16 protein-coding genes are annotated in these 19,534 nt (G+C 46.5%); 5 read left to right on the top strand and 11 right to left on the bottom strand.

Annotated elements, in window-relative coordinates; all coding sequences use genetic code 11:
- The first annotated feature begins 52 nt into the window (after window positions 1–52).
- A complete protein-coding gene (locus tag FM038_RS16570) occupies window positions 53–2,368 on the top strand; it encodes a TonB-dependent receptor (RefSeq protein WP_223292882.1) in 2,316 nt (771 codons plus the stop codon).
- Window positions 2,369–2,496: 128 nt separating this feature from the next.
- Here FM038_RS16570 and FM038_RS16575 read toward each other — a convergent pair whose 3' ends face one another.
- Together FM038_RS16575 and FM038_RS16580 are read right to left on the bottom strand one after the other, a co-directional pair.
- Window positions 2,497–3,888 (bottom strand): hypothetical protein, encoded by a 1,392-nt coding sequence (locus FM038_RS16575; protein WP_142874444.1) that lies wholly within the window; start codon window positions 3,886–3,888, stop codon window positions 2,497–2,499.
- Window positions 3,889–3,973: 85 nt separating this feature from the next.
- A complete protein-coding gene (locus tag FM038_RS16580) occupies window positions 3,974–6,193 on the bottom strand; it encodes a TonB-dependent hemoglobin/transferrin/lactoferrin family receptor (RefSeq protein WP_223292883.1) in 2,220 nt (739 codons plus the stop codon).
- A gap of 319 nt (window positions 6,194–6,512) precedes the next feature.
- On the opposite strand from FM038_RS16580, the gene FM038_RS16585 reads away from it, so the two are divergent.
- The 3 genes from FM038_RS16585 to yecR all read left to right on the top strand — a co-directional run bounded on the left by FM038_RS16585 (window position 6,513) and on the right by yecR (window position 10,299).
- Window positions 6,513–7,238, top strand: a complete 726-nt coding sequence (locus FM038_RS16585) for a substrate-binding periplasmic protein (protein WP_142874445.1) — start codon at window positions 6,513–6,515, stop codon at window positions 7,236–7,238.
- Between the two features lie 266 nt (window positions 7,239–7,504).
- Entirely contained in the window at window positions 7,505–9,742 is a 2,238-nt protein-coding gene (locus FM038_RS16590) for an acyl-CoA dehydrogenase (RefSeq protein WP_142874446.1), read from the top strand.
- Between the two features lie 233 nt (window positions 9,743–9,975).
- A complete protein-coding gene (gene yecR, locus FM038_RS16595) occupies window positions 9,976–10,299 on the top strand; it encodes a YecR family lipoprotein (RefSeq protein ID WP_142874447.1) in 324 nt (107 codons plus the stop codon).
- Window positions 10,300–10,316: 17 nt separating this feature from the next.
- Here yecR and FM038_RS16600 read toward each other — a convergent pair whose 3' ends face one another.
- Complete coding sequence (locus tag FM038_RS16600; RefSeq protein ID WP_142874448.1) at window positions 10,317–11,336, bottom strand: diguanylate cyclase domain-containing protein; 1,020 nt, start codon at window positions 11,334–11,336, stop codon at window positions 10,317–10,319.
- 65 nt (window positions 11,337–11,401) lie between these two features.
- On the opposite strand from FM038_RS16600, the gene FM038_RS16605 reads away from it, so the two are divergent.
- Entirely contained in the window at window positions 11,402–11,902 is a 501-nt protein-coding gene (locus FM038_RS16605) for a VOC family protein (protein ID WP_142874449.1), read from the top strand.
- Window positions 11,903–11,995: 93 nt separating this feature from the next.
- Here FM038_RS16605 and FM038_RS16610 read toward each other — a convergent pair whose 3' ends face one another.
- The 8 genes from FM038_RS16610 to FM038_RS16645 form a co-directional block, all read right to left on the bottom strand.
- Window positions 11,996–12,991, bottom strand: coding sequence for an amidohydrolase family protein (locus tag FM038_RS16610; RefSeq protein ID WP_142874450.1), 996 nt, complete (start codon window positions 12,989–12,991; stop codon window positions 11,996–11,998).
- Window positions 12,992–13,020: 29 nt separating this feature from the next.
- Complete coding sequence (locus FM038_RS16615; RefSeq protein ID WP_142874451.1) at window positions 13,021–13,605, bottom strand: 3-hydroxyanthranilate 3,4-dioxygenase; 585 nt, start codon at window positions 13,603–13,605, stop codon at window positions 13,021–13,023.
- Window positions 13,606–13,607: 2 nt separating this feature from the next.
- A complete protein-coding gene (locus FM038_RS16620; RefSeq protein ID WP_223292884.1) occupies window positions 13,608–14,042 on the bottom strand; it encodes a RidA family protein in 435 nt (144 codons plus the stop codon).
- A gap of 78 nt (window positions 14,043–14,120) precedes the next feature.
- Window positions 14,121–14,915 carry a 2-keto-4-pentenoate hydratase gene (locus tag FM038_RS16625; protein WP_142874453.1) on the bottom strand — a complete coding sequence of 265 codons (795 nt, stop codon included), beginning with the start codon at window positions 14,913–14,915 and terminating at the stop codon, window positions 14,121–14,123.
- Window position 14,916: 1 nt separating this feature from the next.
- Complete coding sequence (dmpG, locus tag FM038_RS16630; protein WP_142874454.1) at window positions 14,917–16,026, bottom strand: 4-hydroxy-2-oxovalerate aldolase; 1,110 nt, start codon at window positions 16,024–16,026, stop codon at window positions 14,917–14,919.
- A 12-nt stretch (window positions 16,027–16,038) separates the two neighbouring features.
- Window positions 16,039–17,028, bottom strand: a complete 990-nt coding sequence (locus FM038_RS16635) for an acetaldehyde dehydrogenase (acetylating) (RefSeq protein WP_443216832.1) — start codon at window positions 17,026–17,028, stop codon at window positions 16,039–16,041.
- A gap of 4 nt (window positions 17,029–17,032) precedes the next feature.
- On the bottom strand, window positions 17,033–17,845 hold the full coding sequence (locus FM038_RS16640) for a 2-keto-4-pentenoate hydratase (RefSeq protein WP_142874455.1): 813 nt from the start codon (window positions 17,843–17,845) through the stop codon (window positions 17,033–17,035).
- 15 nt (window positions 17,846–17,860) lie between these two features.
- Window positions 17,861–19,375, bottom strand: coding sequence for a 2-hydroxymuconic semialdehyde dehydrogenase (locus FM038_RS16645; protein WP_142874456.1), 1,515 nt, complete (start codon window positions 19,373–19,375; stop codon window positions 17,861–17,863).
- Window positions 19,376–19,534: the final 159 nt, after the last annotated feature.

Here is a 19,534-nt window from a genome sequence, read left to right on the forward strand (position 1 = left end):
AATTATCATTCGCACCTTCTTTATCAAGAAATGAATGTTAATAGGACCGATGATGAAACATAACCCAATAACACTGGCTATTCGCACCAGTTTACTCTGCAGCCTGATACTGCCCAACATGGCTAATGCCGATGAGCAAGCCATAGAAAGGATCATGGTCACAGGCCAGAAGATAGACAGGACACTACAAGAAACTACGGCCAGTGTCGCTGTGATCACCAGCAAGCAGATCGAAGATCAAAACATCAACGATTTTTATGATGCACTCGAGCGTACCCCAAACGTAAACGGTGACCTTCGCAATGGCTTCAGCATACGTGGCATCGATGCCTATAACGTTTCAGGTGGCGGCTCCAGTAACTTAGCCTCCCTGTATATCGATGGCGCAGTTATGCCCTATGATGTGATTCGTCAAGGCGGTTTCTCTACCTGGGATGTCAGCCAGATAGAAATTCTTCGTGGTCCTCAATCAACCCTTCAGGGACGTAACTCACTGGCCGGTGCCATCATAATGCGCACGGTCGACCCAAGTTTCGAATGGCAAGGAAAAGCCAGACTCGGTGTGGGTGAATACGGCCAAAGAGAATATGCCGCTGCCATCGGCGGTGAGGTTATTGAAGATGAAGTCGCCTTTAGAGCCAGCGCCGATAAAAATGATTTCGATGGTTATATCGACAATACTTTTACTGGAGTGCCTGCGGATCACAATAATAATGAAACCTACCGCATTAAGCTCAAATATCAGCCATCGAATTTGCAAGAGTTTTATGCTCAAGTCGGCTACACCAAGAGCAAAACAAACTTAGGCATACGCGGTACCAGTACCCTAGCAGCAGACGGTAGCCAGTTAACGGATCCTTTCTCTCACAGAGAAGTGTCTCTGGATTTAGCCAGTTTCACCTTCACCGATGTCGATATCTACACTTTAGAACTCAACTACGATATCAATGACAATTTGACAGCATCCGCTGTCAGCACTTACTCCACTGTCGATGCAGGATTTAGCTGGGATGATGATGGAACCTCGGAGCCTACAGCGGCTCGATTTTGGGATAACCAAGATGATACTTTCAGTCAAGAAGTTAAATTTGTCATCGACACAGACAAATTATCGGGTGTTGTTGGCGCCTTTTACTCCAATCAGGAGACTGAAACTAAATCCCATGGCCAGAGATATCTGAGTTTCCAGCGTTTGGGGGTGCCAACACTACTCGTCACTCCCCCAGAACATGGTGGTTTAGGCCTACCACAACCTTTAGCTGATAGGGTATTAGATCTATACGCTGATGTTGATCCGGTACGGATTTATAATGAGGCCATAACAAAACAAAGCGTCACTAACTTAGCCATGTTTGCCGATGCCGTTTACGAAATCAATGACAATTGGGACATCTTTGCTGGTTTCCGTTTCGATCGCGAAAAACAGGACAATGAAGCCGATGGGGATGTCGCTATCACCAACGCTCATCTGATGCCAGATCCCAGCAATCCTGCATTTGACCCTATGACAAGTGCCCTGATCACAGGAATAAATGCCAAACTGCTTGGTATGGCAGACAGCGCTTCAGGGGTCGAGCCCTTGGTTGATGCCTCTTTCAATGCCTTCTTGCCAAAACTCGGCGCCAGCTATCACTGGAGCAGTGATATCACCACCAGCTTTACCGTGCAACAGGGTTATCGCTCCGGCGGTGTAGGCACTAACACAGCACAGAACACCACACATACCTTCGATCCCGAATACACCTGGAACTATGAGCTGGCGTTTCGCTCCGTCTGGTTAGCGGGTAGCTTAAGTGCCAATGCCAACATCTTCTATGTCGACTGGCAAGATCAACAGGTAGATGTGCAATTCTCGGGTAACAGATATGACAGTGAAACCCGTAATGCCGGTAGCTCTACCGTCCAAGGTTTCGAAGCTGAACTCTTCTACCAGATAGACAGTGACTGGAGTATTTACGGCGGTGTGGGCTATGCCAAAACTGAGTTTGAAGAGTTTAAAATTGTATTGCCTACCGTGACTTATGACTTATCTGGTCGTAGCTTCGAAGATGCCCCCGAGTGGACGGCTAACTTAGGGTCTACCTATCGCAGTGATTCCGGCATTTTCGCTAACCTAAATGTCAGCTATGCAGGCGAATCATCTGGCATCAATAATCCTGAAGCCGCCGGACTTGATTACGATCCAATGAACGATGAAAGGATATTAGTCAACGCACGTGTTGGCTATGAATGGGATCACTTCTCAATCTATGCCTTAGGCACAAACATCTTCGACAATGAATATGTATCATTAGTAGATGTTGGCTATGATTTCCAAACATTAAGTTCGCCAAGACAACTGACCTTGCGAGTAGAAGCGCAGTTCTAAACCGGTCGCTTTATACTCAATATCATTGCACTTTATTATAGAGAAACAAAAATGCAGCCTAATGGCTGCATTTTTCGTTATACCACTATAAATTTTAGTGACCGACCATGAATGATGCTAAGCATTGCTTAGATAACATTCGCTGTACCGAGTGCATTAAACTCTGTTTGATAACGCTGCTCAAACTCATCCCGAGTCTGCGCAGATACAGGCATTAATTGCAATTGTGACACGCTTAAGGCTTTGTCCGTATCTACAGCGCCGAAACCTGACTCAAAGGAGTGACTCGCCTCCCCCGCTGCCAGAGACTGCAATGCAGCAACCGAGTTTTGGTCGCTAATCGTTAATACTTGGCTAGTGATACCACCGCCCATCCAATGGAACAAAATATCTTCAGGCAAAGGCGCAATAAATAATTTTCCAGCCTCTGTGGTGGCAAACACATTGCGGTAGATATAACGGCAGTAGGTAGGGTCTTCAGAACAGAATGGACCACCACCGGTATAGAGTCTGTCTGAGTAATGCCCAGCAGTATCACCTAAGTCATCATTTCCTAACACCTCAAACTCAACTTGGGTCGCTAAGTTATCGCCGTTATCGACATGTGTTGGGAAGATTGCAGTTAACTTCATCTCACTGATGTCATTGAAAACCAGCTCATCGCTAAACACTTCTCTTTGCTGCACCCAAAGGTCATTATCAAGGATGGTGTCGTTAATCGCCGTAATACTACCTTCATGAGTAGCATAATCAGGCACAGCCACTTGGGCTGAGTCCAATGAAGAATTAAATTCAGCAGCTAACGGATAATTAACATAAGTCAGGCTAAACTGCTCACTGGTCATCGGCAACTGCACTGAAACGAGTTTACCTTGTGTCTCAGCAGTAATAGTGACTTCACTCGCATCATCAAAATCTCGGCTATCGAGTAATTCGCTGAAGACTAAATGGCTATCGCTATCATAACTGGTGACTAAAACCGGAGATTCTTCAGCTATGTTAAGGGCATTTTCTTCATGACTCAAGATCCCATTTGCCATAACTTCGATGGACTCACCGCCACTTTGATTGACGAAGGTCAATGCCTTAGCACTGTCCTGAATCGCTGCACATTGAGCGACATCGCCATCATCGACATGGGTTAATAATACCTTGCTTGCCTGAGATAGCAGGCTCACTTCAAAAGTCGTGCTACTCCAGTATTTAAAGGCTGGGTTCTGACTGCGATAAAAGTAACTAAGATAATGAGCGTCCTCTGGCAACGCCTCTATCATGATGGCGCCATTTTCATTCGATTTGCCGCGAACGAGCTCTGCGCCTGCTTGGTCATAAACGCTGTAATCTACCTCTGCGATGCCACAATTTGGATGCTGGGCACTACTGATGTAGAGAGCATGAGCTAACTCATCCGCTGGTGGCCAACCATCTATGGGTGGCTTAGGTGTCCCCTCATTGGGGTTATTCGAGTTACATGCTGCCATTATCAGGGTCATGGCTATTACTAAAGAAGTTTTTTTCATCTCAAATCCTATCTGTAGGCAGGTGAGCTAAGCTCATCTGCCTTATGTCAATTAGCGCTATGCGATTGGTAATTCAAATTAGTGATTAAAATTGATAATTAACTTTGACGCTGAGGTAGCGGCCAGGCTGGGTATAACTCTCTTCAGTTACCCCTAGGTTAGACATGAGATATTTAGACTGCCCGGCCACATCGGCATATTCGACATATTCGGTATCAAACAGATTGTATACCCCTGAACGAACCGTCCAGTTATCACTGATAATGACACTCGCGGTAAGATCAAACACGGCATAGCCTGAGGTGTTATAGACTTCATTAAAGGAATCACCTATCGGGAAAATAGTCAGATCTGTGGTTCTATCCATGTTATCTGAAAAGCGCACCGTCATGCCAAAATCAACCTCTTTGTTGGCGATTTCAGCAAAGTAGTTCATGCCAACATTGCCCTTTAGCGGGCTCACACTATTAAGGTAATCACCATTTTGATCTTCACCATGGGTGTAGGCAATATTCCCCCATATCTCTATTTCATCATTTAGCCACTGACTGAAAGAAGCCTCTGCACCGTAAAGCGTTACCTTGTCATAGTTGATATAGCGATATTCGAGTACTTCTGGCATACCAAAACAGGAACTAGCCCCACAGCCGACAAACTCCCAGTCGATATAGTCATTAGCTTGGGTGTAGAAGGTCGTAAACTCATATTGAGTATCACCATGATGACCGCGAATACCTAGCTCTATGGTGTGGCTAGACTCAGACTCGAGGTCATAGTTAGCGTTGATCTTAACTGGGAATGGCATCTTGCCATCTTTAATCTCCATCTCACCCCACTTCTGATCTGGGGTTGGCATCTTATATCCATAAGCATATTGAGTATAAACGTTAAGATTATCCGTGATGTGATAAACCAAACCTAATTTGGGTGACCAGAAATCTCCGCTCATGGCCTCAAAGTCTTCAGGGTCCCTGCCTGAGTCTGCAGCTTGTTGCTGATCCGGTGAGTTTTTAAAGTAGTCGTAACGCAGGCCTAAAATAGCGTTAAGTTTGCCATCGTATAGGGTGATATCATCTTGAATAAATGCACCAGCACGCAAACTTTCCGTATCCGCAAAAGAAAAAGTATCCGTTTCTGATGGTACCCAGCTGCCATCTTTATCCTTCACTAGATAGTCTCTTGGACGGCTCATCTCAGACTGCTCGATATCCAAACCATAGATAAGATTATGACTATGGCCTTTTAGCTCCATGGATTTACTGAAGGTACTGGCAAAACCGATGCGATACTCATCGAACTGATAATCACGTTTCTGAGTGATATCACGCTCATAGCCTTGAGAACCATCAAAATATTCACGGTATTCAGTCTGGTCGGTCATACCGTAATAGAGCACAAAATCGACACTGTCATGTATGACTCTGTCCTTGTCAGAACGCAGTCTCAAAGAGGTGTTCAATGCCTGAGTTTGTCGGTCATAATCTATCGATTGCTTATCATCAAGGGAGTCTTCCCAACGATAAAGCTGCTGATTCATATAATCTACAGTCAGCTGCATGTTAGTATATTCATTGAAATGATATTTACTCTTTATCAGCATGCTATCGGTAATGAGATCGCTTAAGGGTAAAGTCTCTGCATAGTTTTGCTGCTCTTCACCATAGCGGCGCTGATAGCTGACCAGGTTATCGAAATTCCCAGCTGCAAAAGCGGCGGTAAAACCAGCTGAGTATTCATCATTCATGCCGGTGTAACCCGTGTTGGCAGAGAAATAGACATCCTCTCCTCTGAGGTAGTCATCGGCATCTTTACTGGTCATCACCAATACGCCGCCAAGCGCATCAGAGCCATACATGGTAGAAGCTGCAGCTTTGAGCACTTCGACCTGCTTAAGCCCTTCAACTTCAGTCAGACCACGACCCGTACCTTCAGCCCCAGGGCCTAATGGAGAAGCGTATTGACTGTTTACTCGCACGCCATCTTTAACCATCATCACCCGGTTGCCACCGATGCCACGAATGGTCACCGAACTTGGCTTACCCGCCCCACCTTTGACATCGACTGCAGCTTCAGTTCTGAACAGGGTTGTGAAGTCTGTACTCATATTGCGCGCTATCGCCTCTTCGTCGATAACCACAACAGAGCCTGCAACTTGATCTAACGTCTGCTCCATTCGTGAGCCAGAGATAACAATAATCTCATGAAAGTTAGACTCAGTTCGTGGTGCCTCATCGGCTATAGCCTGTGGTGCGAGTGCGGCTGCGATCATCGCACTGAGTAATTTGACTGAAAACTGCTTCATCATCGATGCCCTTAAAGCTTAATAGGAATGAATCTCATTTTTATAGGGCGGCAGTCTAACATTAACGGTAATTAACAAGGCGATCGTGATCGCAATATTGAGACACGAACAATGAGAAACTAATTATTGATAAGTAATTGTTTTTCATTAGTAATTAACGAAAGAAAAACAACACACCAAGCAAACATAAGACCCGTTATCAGTAACACCTGTATCAGTAGTTTTCAAAGCTAAGGTAATTCAATACACCCACCTTTTGAGGTCTACACTTTGATAATACCGATTGGTATAAATAGACTTTTCGACAATCTGCTGAGTGCCTATGAATCTAATATTAAAATTGATAGCCATTTTATCTGTGCTTTTGGGTTTGCTGTCAAATGTTGGCATTGCTGCAGATTTTGATTTTGTTTCCATTGAAAAACTGATTGAGCAAGAGGTCGGTAGGGTCATCATTCCCAAGGTTTATAGCAAGTTGGGAATAGAGATCACAATCACACCCATGCCGGGAAAGCGTGCACAACAGATGGCGAACTCAGGAAGCAAAGATGGTGAGATAATGAGGATATACAGTTATGGCGATGAAACGCCCAATACCATCCGAGTACCGACCCCTTATTATTACTTAGAGACCATGGCGTTTATCAAGCAAGGCAGTAACCTTGTCATTAATAACAGTGAAGATTTAAAAAAGTATCGGCTAGCTAAAGTCAGAGGCGTTAAGCATACCAATAATATCACCCGAAACATGGATAATGTTCATGACGTTGATAGCACTGAGCAGATGATGCTAGTGCTGAATTCAGGCCATGTTGACGTGGCGCTGACAAACACGATAGACGGCGTATATATGATTGAAAAGCTAGGACTAGACAAGATCCAACCTTTAGATACACCTCTGGCGGTCCTTGAGCTTTACCACTACATACATAAAAGTCACATCGACTTAGTCCCTAAAGTTGATGCTGTGATAAAACAGATGACATTATCAGGGGAGATGCAACATTTAATAGAGAAATCGGAACGTGAGGTGATTGAGCACAATTAAGCTGATTTAAAGCTAGCACTTCGCCTCTAATGAACGCCTTGAATCTGAGCACAAACCATTCAGTCAGTCTCACCGATTAAAACTCAAACTAAGCAAAATATTTCATTTTGAGCATACAGGTGTAAGCCGATGAAAGTATTCACTATAGTTACCACTTACCGGAAACAAATCAAACAACCGTTTAAATTACTTGTTTAGAGTTATTGATCTAAATCTGATTTTATGCAGTAATGTGATCTGAATTTCTGGTCGGATGAGCAAAGATAATGAGCATAAGAACCCAATTAAAAAAAATAATGCCAAGTATTTCTACTACAGAACAAGAAGCACTCGATGCTGGTGATGTATGGTTAGAAGGCTCGATTTTCCAAGGAAAACCAGATTTTGCAGCCTTAAGAGACATACCCGTCGCCAAGTTAAACGATGAGGAACAAGCTTTCCTCGATGGTCCTGTGACAAAATTAATCGGAATGGTGGATGACTTCGCCATCCAAAATGATAAACATCTGCCCGATCATATTCTTAGCTTCCTAAAAGAGAATAAATTTTTCTCGCTCATTATCCCGAAATCTTATGGTGGACTCGAATTCAGTCCCTATGCAAACTCAACCATAGTGGCGACCATTGCCGCTAAAAGCTCAGCCGTCGCCGTCACGGTTATGGTGCCAAACTCATTAGGCCCTGGCGAATTGCTAATGCATTACGGCACCAGTGAACAGCAAGACCACTGGCTTCCTCGCTTAGCGAATGGTCAAGAGATCCCCTGTTTTGCCCTAACTAGCCCAGAAGCTGGCTCAGATGCCGGTGGGATCCCCGATGTGGGCACTGTCACTATGGGTGAGTTTGAAGGCAAGCAAGTACTCGGCCTTTCAGTGACGTGGGATAAGCGTTACATCACCTTAGCCCCCATCGCCACAGTACTTGGTTTGGCTTTCAAGGTTCAAGATCCAAAGGGTCTACTTGGCGGCAAGGAACACCTTGGGATCACCTGTGCGCTAATACCAAAATCTCATCCAGGTGTAGAGCTTGGCAACCGTCACGACCCTATGGGCATCAACTTCTATAATGGTACGACGCGTGGTGAAAACGTGTTTATTCCTATGGACTTCATCATAGGTGGGCAGAAAAATATCGGTCGTGGTTGGTCTATGTTAGTCGCCTGTCTTGGCGCAGGTCGTGGCATTTCATTACCAGCCTTAGGGGCATCAGTTAGCCAGTGTTCATTTAAGTCATCGGCCGAATATGCCGCAGTACGTGAACAGTTCGGACTATCTATTGGCAAGTTTGAGGGTATTCAAGAAAAATTGGCCGATATCGCAGGTAAAACTTATCTGCAAGAATCTATGCGCGTGTTGACCACAGAAGGACTAGGCATAGGCCTTAAACCTTCGGTCGTGACAGCGATTGCCAAATATCATATGACAGAACTTGGCCGGGACATACTCAACTCAGCCATGGATATCCAAGCCGGTAAAGCCATTCAACGTGGTCCACAAAATACCTTAGCTTCGGGTTATGTCGCCCAACCTATCGCGATCACCGTTGAAGGCGCGAACATTCTTACCCGTAACCTGATGATCTTCGGCCAAGGTGTGATGCGTTGTCATCCACATATGCAAAACATGGTTGAAGCGATTCATAGCGATCATAAAAATGCCGACAAAGTATTTAACAGTATTTTCCGTAAAACGATTGCTTATAGCGTCAACAACGGTTTGCGTGCCTTCCGTTTAGGCCTGCTGCCTTTTACTGCTCAAGCCAGTTCTAAGCTACCTGAAGTTGCGATATACGAAAAGTCAGTCAATAAGTTAGCTTCTAAGCTCGCCGTATACGCTGACTTCTCTCTGCTGGTCCTTGGCGGAAAGCTCAAACAAGCCGAGATGCTATCGGCCCGTCTGGGTGATGTAATGAGCTACCTCTATGCAGCCATGGCATCGATTCGTTACTACGAACAAAAGTTACCGAGTGAGCAGCGTGAGCAAGCAGCGCCTTACTTTCACTATGCAACGCGTTGGTCTCTGTGTAAGGCTGAAGAAGCACTGCTTGCCTTCCTAGAAAACTTCCCAGCATCGGGTGCACGTAAGTTAATGCGTGCGCTAACAGTAACTTACTCTGCTAAAATGCCGAAGGTAAATGATAATCTAGTCAGAGAGCTTGCCGAGCAAGCCCAACTCAATACTGAGTTTAAAAAGAACCTAACTCATCTGGTTAAGCCTGTTATCGGCGACGGTAACTACATTAATGAGCAAGCCTATCTGGCCAAGATGGACTGCTTACCTTTACTGGCGAAGGTCAAAAAAGGACTTAAGACTCGAGTATTCAAATCTGGGATCCGCTTTCCTATCACCCTAGATAATGCCCTTGCCGCTAAAGTGATTAATGCCACAGAGCATAAGCAGCTGCTCGACTACAACCTTAAGCGTGAACGTGCTATTCGCGTCGATGAGTTCGATTTTAATATGAACTTAATTGGTGATAAAGCTGAGCTTAAAATCGCCAACTAACGGATTGCGTTAGTCATAAACCGAAAAATGCAGCCAGATGGCTGCATTTTTATTTGCCTTAATTTGAAAGATACTGTTTTAATCATGTTGCTTATCATTAGGACATTGTTACATTTGCTTAAATTTAGAACGACAGTCCTTCATTGATGAAGCTTTAATTGTGATTTATCACGCGCTTCCACTATGATGCTCCAAATCAATACATCGCCCTTTCATACGGTAATATCTCGATCATGCAGACTTATATCACACGACTCGCGCTCACTTCTGTCATCGCAGCGACCCTGGTTGGTTGTACTTCAATGAAAACCATGGAAGCCACAGGCGGTAGCTTATCTGATGGGATCATCGAGCTATCTTACACTCGCAGCCCGAGTGAAACATCCAAATTTGATGAGCAAGATGCACTGAGAACGGCAATAAAAAGGTGTAAAGCGTGGGGATTTAAAACAGCGGACGCTTTTAGTGGCGTACAGACGAGCTGCCGAGATAGTGTTGACTCAAGATGTGATGTTTATATGGTTACCAAGAAGTATCAATGTATAGGGAAAAACTAAGCTAACTTAGCAAATCATTAATAGGTAAGCTTGCTCACTTCATTGTTTGATATCAGTGCTAAGGGATCTTTAATTTTCCAGAAAGCATAATTATGTTTGCCCTGTTGCTTCACCTGATACATGGCTCTATCAGCGTATTCACACGCTGCGATAAATGGATCTGAGCCGTCGAAAAGGCTAATACCGATACTTAAACCGAGTTGAACTTCGCAGCCATCGATTTGAATTCTGGTGTGATAATGGCTCAAGATACTTTCCGCCACTTCTGTCAGTACTGCTTTATCGCGCGTTGGGTACAAGATGACAAACTCATCACCACCAAATCGAGCCAGTTTGGCTCGCTCGCCAGCTTTATTCTGTAAGATCTGCGCGACATCCATTAACACCAGATCGCCAAGTCGATGACCATGTTTGTCGTTAAGTTGCTTAAAGCCGTCCAGATCGATAAAGAACAGTGCGCCCCCCGCTTGAGAACTGACTGATTGATGCTCATAAAAAGCCTGCTCTAATGCCTTACGATTAAGTAAATGTGTCAGCGGATCACAATGGGCAAGTCTAGCTAAATCAATCTCATAGCGCTTTTCTTTGGTAATATCGATATGGGTTCCCATCATACGTATGGGCTTATCCTCATCGTCATATTCGACAATCCGGCCCCTATCAGATACCCAGCTCACGCTGCCATCTTTATGCAACATGCGGTGAATGGCTTGATAAGATTCAGTCTTACCCGAAACATGTTCTTCAAAAGCGGCGATCACCCAGTCTCTATCTTCAGGATGAAGAGTTTCCTTCCAACTATCCACATGAGCGGCAAGCTCTTGCTCTGTATAACCGAGTAAATGCCCCCATTCTCGATTAAAAATAGTCAGGTTACCGCTAGGGATATGCTGCTGCCATAGACACAATCCAGTGCCATCTAAGGCTGCAGTCAGCTTCTCCTCGACACTACGTTTCTGTCGAGTCAGCTCGATGTTCTCATCTTGTAGTGCTTTGATCTCGGCTTGTAGTTGCCCGATGGTTTTATCTGCGCACATCTCCCCTCTTCCCTAACATACTTTTCAAATGGTCCTTTTATGAGCTTAACGGAATAGCGTTCCCTATGAAAGTATCAACTGACTCAGGCTCACTAAAACTCTTAGTGAATGCTTGTAATGTTTTTAAGCTGATAATGGCCTCATTGAATAATTGGTTGATACAGGAAAACAAGATGAACTTTGACTGGCAAGAGCTACATACTCAAGATTTCGATACTTCTGTCGCTTTCTATGGTGCACATTTTAATTGCACCATTAGAGAGGTGCCCGGCAGAAATGGAAAGCGATATGGACTCATCATTCCTCATGGCTCAGCCAAACCTATGGCCGGTATTTTCGAGACTGGCACTGATCACAGCGATCAACCTCATATGCCTCTATCTGCTTGGGTGGGATATGTCACTGTTGACAATGTTGCTCAGTCCGTAGAACGTGCACTGGCTGATGGCGCCAAGGAGCTGGTCGCATTCGATATCCCCTACATCGGCTCAGTCTCAGTGCTCAAAGACCCGGCAGGCCAAATGATAAACTTGATCGAATATAAGGCTACTAGCGGAGCGCGGTAGACAGTAACGCGACATAAAAATGGCTATCGTATTGATAGCCATTTTTCTGCGTTCAAGCATTTGAGTTCAAGCAGCAGCCGCAATAATCTAAGCTTACTCTATGCCAAAAAACGTAAGTGAGTTCTCGCCTAGAATTCGTCGTTTGCTGATCTCAGATAATGTATCGTGCTCACGTACCAGCTTACCCACCGATTGCTCACCGAGTGGAAACGGTGAGTCCGAGCCCATCATGACTCTGTCATCGCCCATCACCTTAGTCAGCAGGTCGAGCGATTCATTACTGAATACCGCCGAGTCGACATAAAATCTATCTGTGTATGAAGAGGGAATATTCGGGCAATCTTGGCGTACGATATCTCTGTGTTTCCACGCGTTATCGACGCGGCCTAATTGAAACGCAAAACTGCCGCCGCCGTGTGCGAAACACAGTTTTAAGTCTTTCGAAATACGCTCGAAGGCACCAGAAAGTATCAAAGATAGCACCCCAAGCTGAGTTTCAGCAGGCATGGCCACCAGCCACTGCAGCATATACTTGTTCATTCTGTCACGGCCAAGCATATCCCAAGGGTGCACTAAAACTGGAATATCTTCACTTGCGCAGTGTTGCAGGAAGGTCACTAAGCCTTCATCATCCATATCTTTATTGCCGACATGATTACCAATTTGAACCCCTAAATGGCCACTTTTTTTGGCACGACTAACTTCGATACATGCGGCATCAATATCTTGCAGCGGCACTTGCGCCAGCGCCTTTAAGCGGTTTGGATTATGGCTACAGATCTCAAGTGCCAAATCATTAAATATCTCGGCACACTCCGCCGCTTGGTGCGCTGGGCGCTCATAATTGAACAGCACAGGTGTCGCGCACATAATTTGAATATCGACGCCGTCTCGGTCCATCTCTTCTAGGCGAACTGAAGGGTCCCATAACGCTTCATAAACGGGGCGAAACTCCTTGTCACCCACCATAATCATCGCCTTACCAGGCTCGGTGTGTCTCATCCAAGGCCAATCTTGGCTGCCAAATTTTTTCGCTAAGTCCGGCCACTGTTTTGGCAGGAAGTGTGTATGCATATCGACGATGGTCATAAACGATCCTTATCTTTATCTGCCAATGGCTAGACTAATTCAATTTCAGCGTGTTTATTGCGACTTGCAGGCTTTGCGGCTACTGGGTGAATAGCACTACAACTAGGGCAAGTTCTAAGAGATTCATCTGCAGCGAAGGCTTTAAATACCGGGGCTAAGTCTTTGGATATATTGACCAACTGAACTTCAGCTCTATGCACTAAGTGGTTGCACGCCTGGCAATACCACTCGAAGGCATCTTTGTCACCATCTGGGCGCTTTGGCTCAATCACCAGACAGATACTGCCAGCTTCTGGACGTTGTGGAGAGTGACGCACGTGAGGCGGAAGTAGAAAGATATCTCCCTCTTTCATGTGCAACTCTTCAGGGCCTGTTTCAGTCATGATGCGCAAAAAGGCGTTGCCCTTCATCTGATAGAAGAACTCCTCAACCGGATCATCATGGTAGTCATAACGCTGATTGGGGCCGCCAACCACAGTGACCATCAAGTCCGCGTCTTCCCAAATAAGCTTGTTATTTACCGGTGGTTTAAGCAGGTGTTCATGTTCCTCAATCCACTGATGAAAGTTGAAGCTTGCGAGCTTGCTGACACTCTTTATTAGGGGAGTAGGCATAATTATTCTCCACTCTTATTATTAACTGGGCAGTAAGCCACCGCTTTTATCTCGATTAACAGGTGAGGATGCGGCAGCTGATGCACGGCAACGGTGGTACGACTTGGGCCTGTTTCATCGAAAAATTCACTATAAACCCGGTTATAACCGCCGAAATCGTTCATGTTCACCAGATAGGTGCTGATCTCAACCACATCACTCAAGCTACCACCCGCGGCTTTGAGAATATCGCCGATATTGTCAATCACAGTGCGGGTCTGAGCGCTGATATCGAGGTTTGTTGTCCCCATCTCGTCAACATCGACGCCAGCAAAACTATTGTCAGATCGGCGTGAGCTAGTACCAGAGATAAACACAAAGTCTCCAGCGCGTTTATAGTGTGGGAAGGTCCCTCTGGGCTTAGCTTTACCACTAATTACTTGGCTATCTTTTGCCATATCCATGTCCACCTTTTTATTATTCTTTTCTCTTAAGTCAGCGACTCAGCGTTCATTCATTAAAGAAAAAATCATCGGTTAAGCGACGGTAAACTCAGCGCAACCGAGCTTTTCACTGTGCAATTTGACGTGAACGCCAGGCTTAAGCGCTTCAGCTGCTGTTGCTGCACCTGCGAGTACGATTGAGCCAGCGGGTAAGGTTTTACCCGCTTCACCTGCAACACGTGCAGCAGCAACGAGAGAGCGGTAAGGGTTGCCTAAGATGGCGGCACTTGAGCCAATTTGAACTGCGGTGCCATCTATCTCCATCACCATGCCAAGGTTAGAGAGATCTAGCCCTGCCTCTTGCCAAGCCCCAATACAAAACCCTGTCGATGAGCAGTTATCCGCCACCACATCTTCAAGAGAGAACTTAAAATTGCTGTAGCGAGAGTCGATAATTTCAAGTGCCGGGGCGACCGCCTCAACCGCAGCCATCGCTTCACTCATCGATACTTGCCCTGATAGGGGGTTCTTGAGTAAAAAAGCAATTTCAGGCTCAACACGTGGGTGAATGTAACGGCTAAAGTCGGTCTCGCCGCCATCTTCAATGGCCATCGCATCAGTTAATGGCCCCCAGATAAGATCATCAACGCCCATCTGCAGCATCTTGGCGCGACTGGTAAAGCCCATCTTTATCCCCACTTGTCGCTCGCCACGTTCGATGCGGCGGGCAACAGAGAGTGCTTGCACCTCATAGGCTTGTGTAAGCGTCAATGGATGACCTTGTTCTTTTAACTTCAGTGATAACTGTTCAATCGCCTCGGCATTCATTGCTGCACCATCGACTACCTCGGCAATGCTTGCTAATTTTTGTTCTGCTTGCTGGCTCATCTTAAACTCCCGCCTTGCTGTCTATTGATTTGGTTTTTAGGATATCCAACGCGACATCGACGATCATATCCTCTTGTCCACCGACCATATTGCGATGACCTAGCTCGACTAATATTTCACGGGTATCGAGTCCGTAGGTTTCAGCCGCTTTCTCTGCATGGCGTAAGAAACTTGAATACACACCGGCATAGCCCAGAGACAAGGTTTCGCGATCAACCTGTACAATACGGTCTTGCAGTGGACGAACTAAGTCATCGGCGGCGTCCATCAAGGTGTAAAGGTCTGTACCATGATCCCAACCAAGACGGCTCGCTGCCGCAATAAACACTTCAAGGGGAGCATTACCCGCCCCTGCGCCCATTCCCGCTAACGATGCATCGATACGGTTAACGCCGTTTTGCGCCGCAACAATTGAGTTAGCCACCCCGAGAGACAGGTTATGATGGGCATGAATACCTATCTCAGTTTCAGGTTTGAGCACTTTTTTATAGGCTTGAACCCGCGCGGCCACATCGTCCATGTTCATCGCGCCGCCTGAGTCGACAACATAAACAGCCTGAGCACCATAGGACTCCATTAATTTGGCCTGCTCGGCCAGTTTTTCAGGGCTGTTCATGTGCGACATCATCAAGAAACCCACGGTATCCATACCAAGCTCGCGGGCATACTCTATGTGCTGGCGAGAGATATCTCCTTCTGTGCAGTGGGTTGCCACACGCACTGAGCGAACACCGGCATCCCACGCCCATTTAAGATCTTCCTTTACCGCAATACCCGGTAAAATCAATGTGGTCAGTTTGGCTTTGGTCACGACATCGGCTACGGCTTCGATCCACTGTTTGTCTGTGTTGGCACCGAAACCATAGTTAAAGCTAGACCCGCCTAAACCATCACCGTGTGCCACCTCGATGGCATCGACACCAGCCACTTCCAGCGCTTTTGCTATGGTCTGAACATGCTCGATGCTGTACTGATGACGAATAGCATGCATGCCATCACGTAAGGTCACATCTTGGATATACAACTTCTTAGCGCTTGTTGAATCGGTTCTTGTTGAACTAGGACTTGTTAAACCAGTGCTCGTAGAAACAGTGCTGTTAAAATCGGTCATAATCAATTCCCCTTATGCCAGCTGCGTTGCAAATTTACAGCGCACGATCTGCTCGGCAGTGCCCAGGGCGGCCGAAGTCATGATGTCTAAGTTACCTGCATAGGCAGGTAGGTAATGGGCAGCGCCTTCAACCTCTAAGAAAACTGAAGATTTAAGCCCGGCAAAATCGCCATATCCAGGGATATGCAGTGGAGAGTCTTTCTCAAAACGCTCGAACTGAACCTTTTGTTTAAGACGATACCCAGGTACATATGATTGAACCGCTGCAACCATCTTCTCGATAGATGCCTCCACGTCTGCTTGGGTTTTGCCGTGATCTTCTGGCAAGTCGCTGAGTACAAATACCGTATCGCGCATGATCATTGGCGGCTCAGCCGGGTTCAAAATGATGATCGCCTTGCCTTTTTTTGCGCCGCCCACCTGCTCAATAGCCCTCGCTGTGGTCTGAGTAAACTCATCAATATTGGCGCGGGTGCCAGGGCCCGCAGATTTTGATGATACTGAGGCAATAATTTCCGCATAAGGCACAGGTAATAGTTGGCTTACCGCGGCCACCATAGGGATGGTAGCTTGCCCGCCGCAGGTCACCATGTTGACGTTACCCGCATCTAGGTGCTCATCGATATTCACCACTGGTACTGTGTATGGACCGATAGCAGCAGGCGTTAAGTCGATAACTTGCTTGCCATAGCTTTGTAGTATTTTGTCATGGTGCTTATGGGCACCTGCTGATGTCGCATCAAAAACCACTTTTATCTCATTGAAATCTGGCAGTGCAACGAGTCCATCAATGCCTTCATGAGTGGTCACAACGCCAAGACGCTTTGCACGAGCAAGCCCATCTGAGGCTGCATCGATACCCACCATAGCGGCCATCTCCAGTACCGAAGAGGTACGCATGATCTTAATCATCAAGTCAGTACCGATATTGCCTGAGCCGATAATGGCCACTTTGATTTTTTTGCTACTTTCTGTTTGAGACATCTCTTGAATATTAGCCATGGTATTAATCCTCTTTGGCAAAACCGACTCTGACTGAGCCAAGACCTGAAATACGCGCTTCAAACTGATCACCAGGTTCTGCGCTGACCATAGGCCCTAAGGCTCCGGTTAAGATAATGTCACCGGCTTTTAAGTACTGACCACGCTCAGCAAAGGTTCGAGCCACCCAAACAGCCGCGTTAAGAGGGTGGCCCAGACACGCCTGTCCAGCCCCAACAGAAACCTGCTCGCCGCGTCGCTCCATCACCATGCCGCATAATCGTAAATCCAGATCGGCCAACTTTTTCGGTGAGCCGCCTAGGGCAAACATGCCTGATGAGGCGTTATCTGCGATGGTATCGACAATATTGATATCCCAATTAGCAATTCGGCTGCCAACAATCTCAATCGCAGGCAGCGCATAAGCGGTGGCACTGATAATGTCAGCCACCGTTGGCATACTAATGTTGAGATCGTGTCCAAGCACTAAGGCGATTTCAGCTTCAACTTTTGGCTGAAGCACCTGATTAATCGCTATCTGATCGCCATCGGCGACAAACATATCGGCATAAAGTAGGCCAAAATCTGGCTGGTCGACGCCAAGCTGCTTCTGTACTGATTTTGACGTCAAGCCAATCTTGCAGCCCACTGGGCGACGGTCTTGTTGTTGCCAGAACTGATGATTGACTTGCTGCACTTGATAGGCAGACTCTATGCTCATCTCATCGAGTTGATGCCTAACTGCATCACATGGAACACCTGTCTCAGCCGCTTTTCTCAGTTCGGCAGCGACACTGATGATCTTGTTGCTAATCGTTGTTGAATTGCTATTGCTCATCACTTGTTCCTTTGTTTATAACTTGATGCAGATGTTCATCGGCTCGGCATAAAACGCCAAAGAGTGCACACCGCCTTCACGGCCGACACCCGATAGCTTAACGCCGCCAAACGGTGTTCTTAAGTCACGCAGATACCATGAGTTAACCCAAGCGATGCCCACTTCCATCTGCTGTGCTACGCGATGTGCTCGCTGCAAATTGGTGGTCCAAACGGTGGCGGCTAAACCGTAGTCACTGCCGTTAGCCATCGCTACCGCTTGCGCTTCTGTGTCGAACGGGGTGATATGACAAAGAGGGCCAAACACCTCTTCGCGTTGAATTTTTGCCTGCTCACTGAGCCCGGTAAAAATGGTGGGTTGAATAAATGCACCGTTATCACGATCATCTGCAAACTCTGGAATACCCCCGCCTGTTACGACTGTGGCTCCTTCATCTCGCGCAGAGGCATAATAGGAGAGCACCTTGTCTCTGTGCTTATGGGAGATAACCGGGCCCATGTCGGTATCTTCATCGAGTGGCCAGCCAATCTTGAGTGCTTCCGCCTTGACCTTCATGGCCGCAACGAACTTATCAAAGATGCTACGTTCGACATAAACACGTTCGGTACAGAGGCACACTTGGCCACCATTGGTAAATACCGACCGAGCAGTCCCTGCGACTGCCTCATCAAAATCACTGTCGGCAAAAATAATGGCTGCATTTTTGCCGCCAAGCTCGAATGATAGGGACTTCACGCCGTCGGCGGCGGCTTTCATAATGGCGGAACCTGTACGAGACTCACCGGTAAAGGTAATGGCATCGACCCCTTCATGAGCCGTTAAAAACTCACCGGCACTGCCGGGACCAAAGCCATGCACTAAGTTGAAAACACCCTTGGGGATCCCAACACTGTGCATTACCTCTGCGAGCAAAGTCGCTGTGGCTGGGGTTTCTTCTGATGGCTTAGCGATAACCACATTGCCTGCTGCCATAGCGGGCGCCAGTTTCCAGGTCATCAGCAGCAGGGGAAGGTTCCAGGGGGCTATCACAGCCACCACGCCCAAGGGTTTATTGACGGAATAGTTGAGTGCGCCGCGGCCATCGGGTGTATCGGTGTGAAAGCACTCGCTCGGTTGAGATTTGACCATATCGGCGAAGGCGCGAAAGTTAGCGGCGCCCCGTGGAATATCTATGGTGCGAGCTTGAAAAAAAGATTTACCGGTATCGGCCATCTCGGCGGCAACAAATTCATCGAAACGGGCTTCTATTCCGTCGGCAACGTTATGTAATAACTCACAACGCTTTGCGAGTGTCATCTTGCCCCACTCACCTTCAAGTGCAGCACGGCCAGATGCGACAGCTCGGTCAACCAAGGCTCTATCGGCCTCAGAAACCTGATTAATGACAGTGCCATCCACTGGGCTGATATTTTCAAAACAATTGCCAGTATCAACAAATTCACCATCGACATAATTCATTAATATGCCGCCGGCGTGGGGAATAGCAGTATTGTTTTTATTGTCAGACTTTTTTGAAGAGTTCTGTTGCATGAGTTCACCCTAGCGCTAAGTTTCAAGCTGATAACATTTGTTAGTGACTTGTTTTGGTATGAACTCACTTTACGTAATGGCGACATAATAGAAAAATAACTAATTGTCGGTTTGGTATAATCTTTTTTGAATAGCTAAAAGTCACAAAAAATAGCTTTT

This window comes from Shewanella eurypsychrophilus, from assembly GCF_007004545.3.
In the GTDB taxonomy this organism is placed as follows: domain Bacteria; phylum Pseudomonadota; class Gammaproteobacteria; order Enterobacterales; family Shewanellaceae; genus Shewanella; species Shewanella eurypsychrophilus.

Bases quoted from the DNA above. Each gene is read 5' to 3' on its own strand.
- FM038_RS16570 (WP_223292882.1), top strand. From the start codon at position 53: ATGAAACATAACCCAATAACACTGGCTATTCGCACCAGTTTACTCTGC.
- FM038_RS16575 (WP_142874444.1), bottom strand. From the start codon at position 3,888: ATGAAAAAAACTTCTTTAGTAATAGCCATGACCCTGATAATGGCAGCA.
- FM038_RS16580 (WP_223292883.1), bottom strand. From the start codon at position 6,193: ATGATGAAGCAGTTTTCAGTCAAATTACTCAGTGCGATGATCGCAGCC.
- FM038_RS16585 (WP_142874445.1), top strand. From the start codon at position 6,513: ATGAATCTAATATTAAAATTGATAGCCATTTTATCTGTGCTTTTGGGT.
- FM038_RS16590 (WP_142874446.1), top strand. From the start codon at position 7,505: ATGAGCATAAGAACCCAATTAAAAAAAATAATGCCAAGTATTTCTACT.
- yecR (WP_142874447.1), top strand. From the start codon at position 9,976: ATGCAGACTTATATCACACGACTCGCGCTCACTTCTGTCATCGCAGCG.
- FM038_RS16600 (WP_142874448.1), bottom strand. From the start codon at position 11,336: ATGTGCGCAGATAAAACCATCGGGCAACTACAAGCCGAGATCAAAGCA.
- FM038_RS16605 (WP_142874449.1), top strand. From the start codon at position 11,402: ATGAAAGTATCAACTGACTCAGGCTCACTAAAACTCTTAGTGAATGCT.
- FM038_RS16610 (WP_142874450.1), bottom strand. From the start codon at position 12,991: ATGACCATCGTCGATATGCATACACACTTCCTGCCAAAACAGTGGCCG.
- FM038_RS16615 (WP_142874451.1), bottom strand. From the start codon at position 13,605: ATGCCTACTCCCCTAATAAAGAGTGTCAGCAAGCTCGCAAGCTTCAAC.
- FM038_RS16620 (WP_223292884.1), bottom strand. From the start codon at position 14,042: ATGGCAAAAGATAGCCAAGTAATTAGTGGTAAAGCTAAGCCCAGAGGG.
- FM038_RS16625 (WP_142874453.1), bottom strand. From the start codon at position 14,915: ATGAGCCAGCAAGCAGAACAAAAATTAGCAAGCATTGCCGAGGTAGTC.
- dmpG (WP_142874454.1), bottom strand. From the start codon at position 16,026: ATGACCGATTTTAACAGCACTGTTTCTACGAGCACTGGTTTAACAAGT.
- FM038_RS16635 (WP_443216832.1), bottom strand. From the start codon at position 17,028: ATGGCTAATATTCAAGAGATGTCTCAAACAGAAAGTAGCAAAAAAATC.
- FM038_RS16640 (WP_142874455.1), bottom strand. From the start codon at position 17,845: ATGAGCAATAGCAATTCAACAACGATTAGCAACAAGATCATCAGTGTC.
- FM038_RS16645 (WP_142874456.1), bottom strand. From the start codon at position 19,375: ATGCAACAGAACTCTTCAAAAAAGTCTGACAATAAAAACAATACTGCT.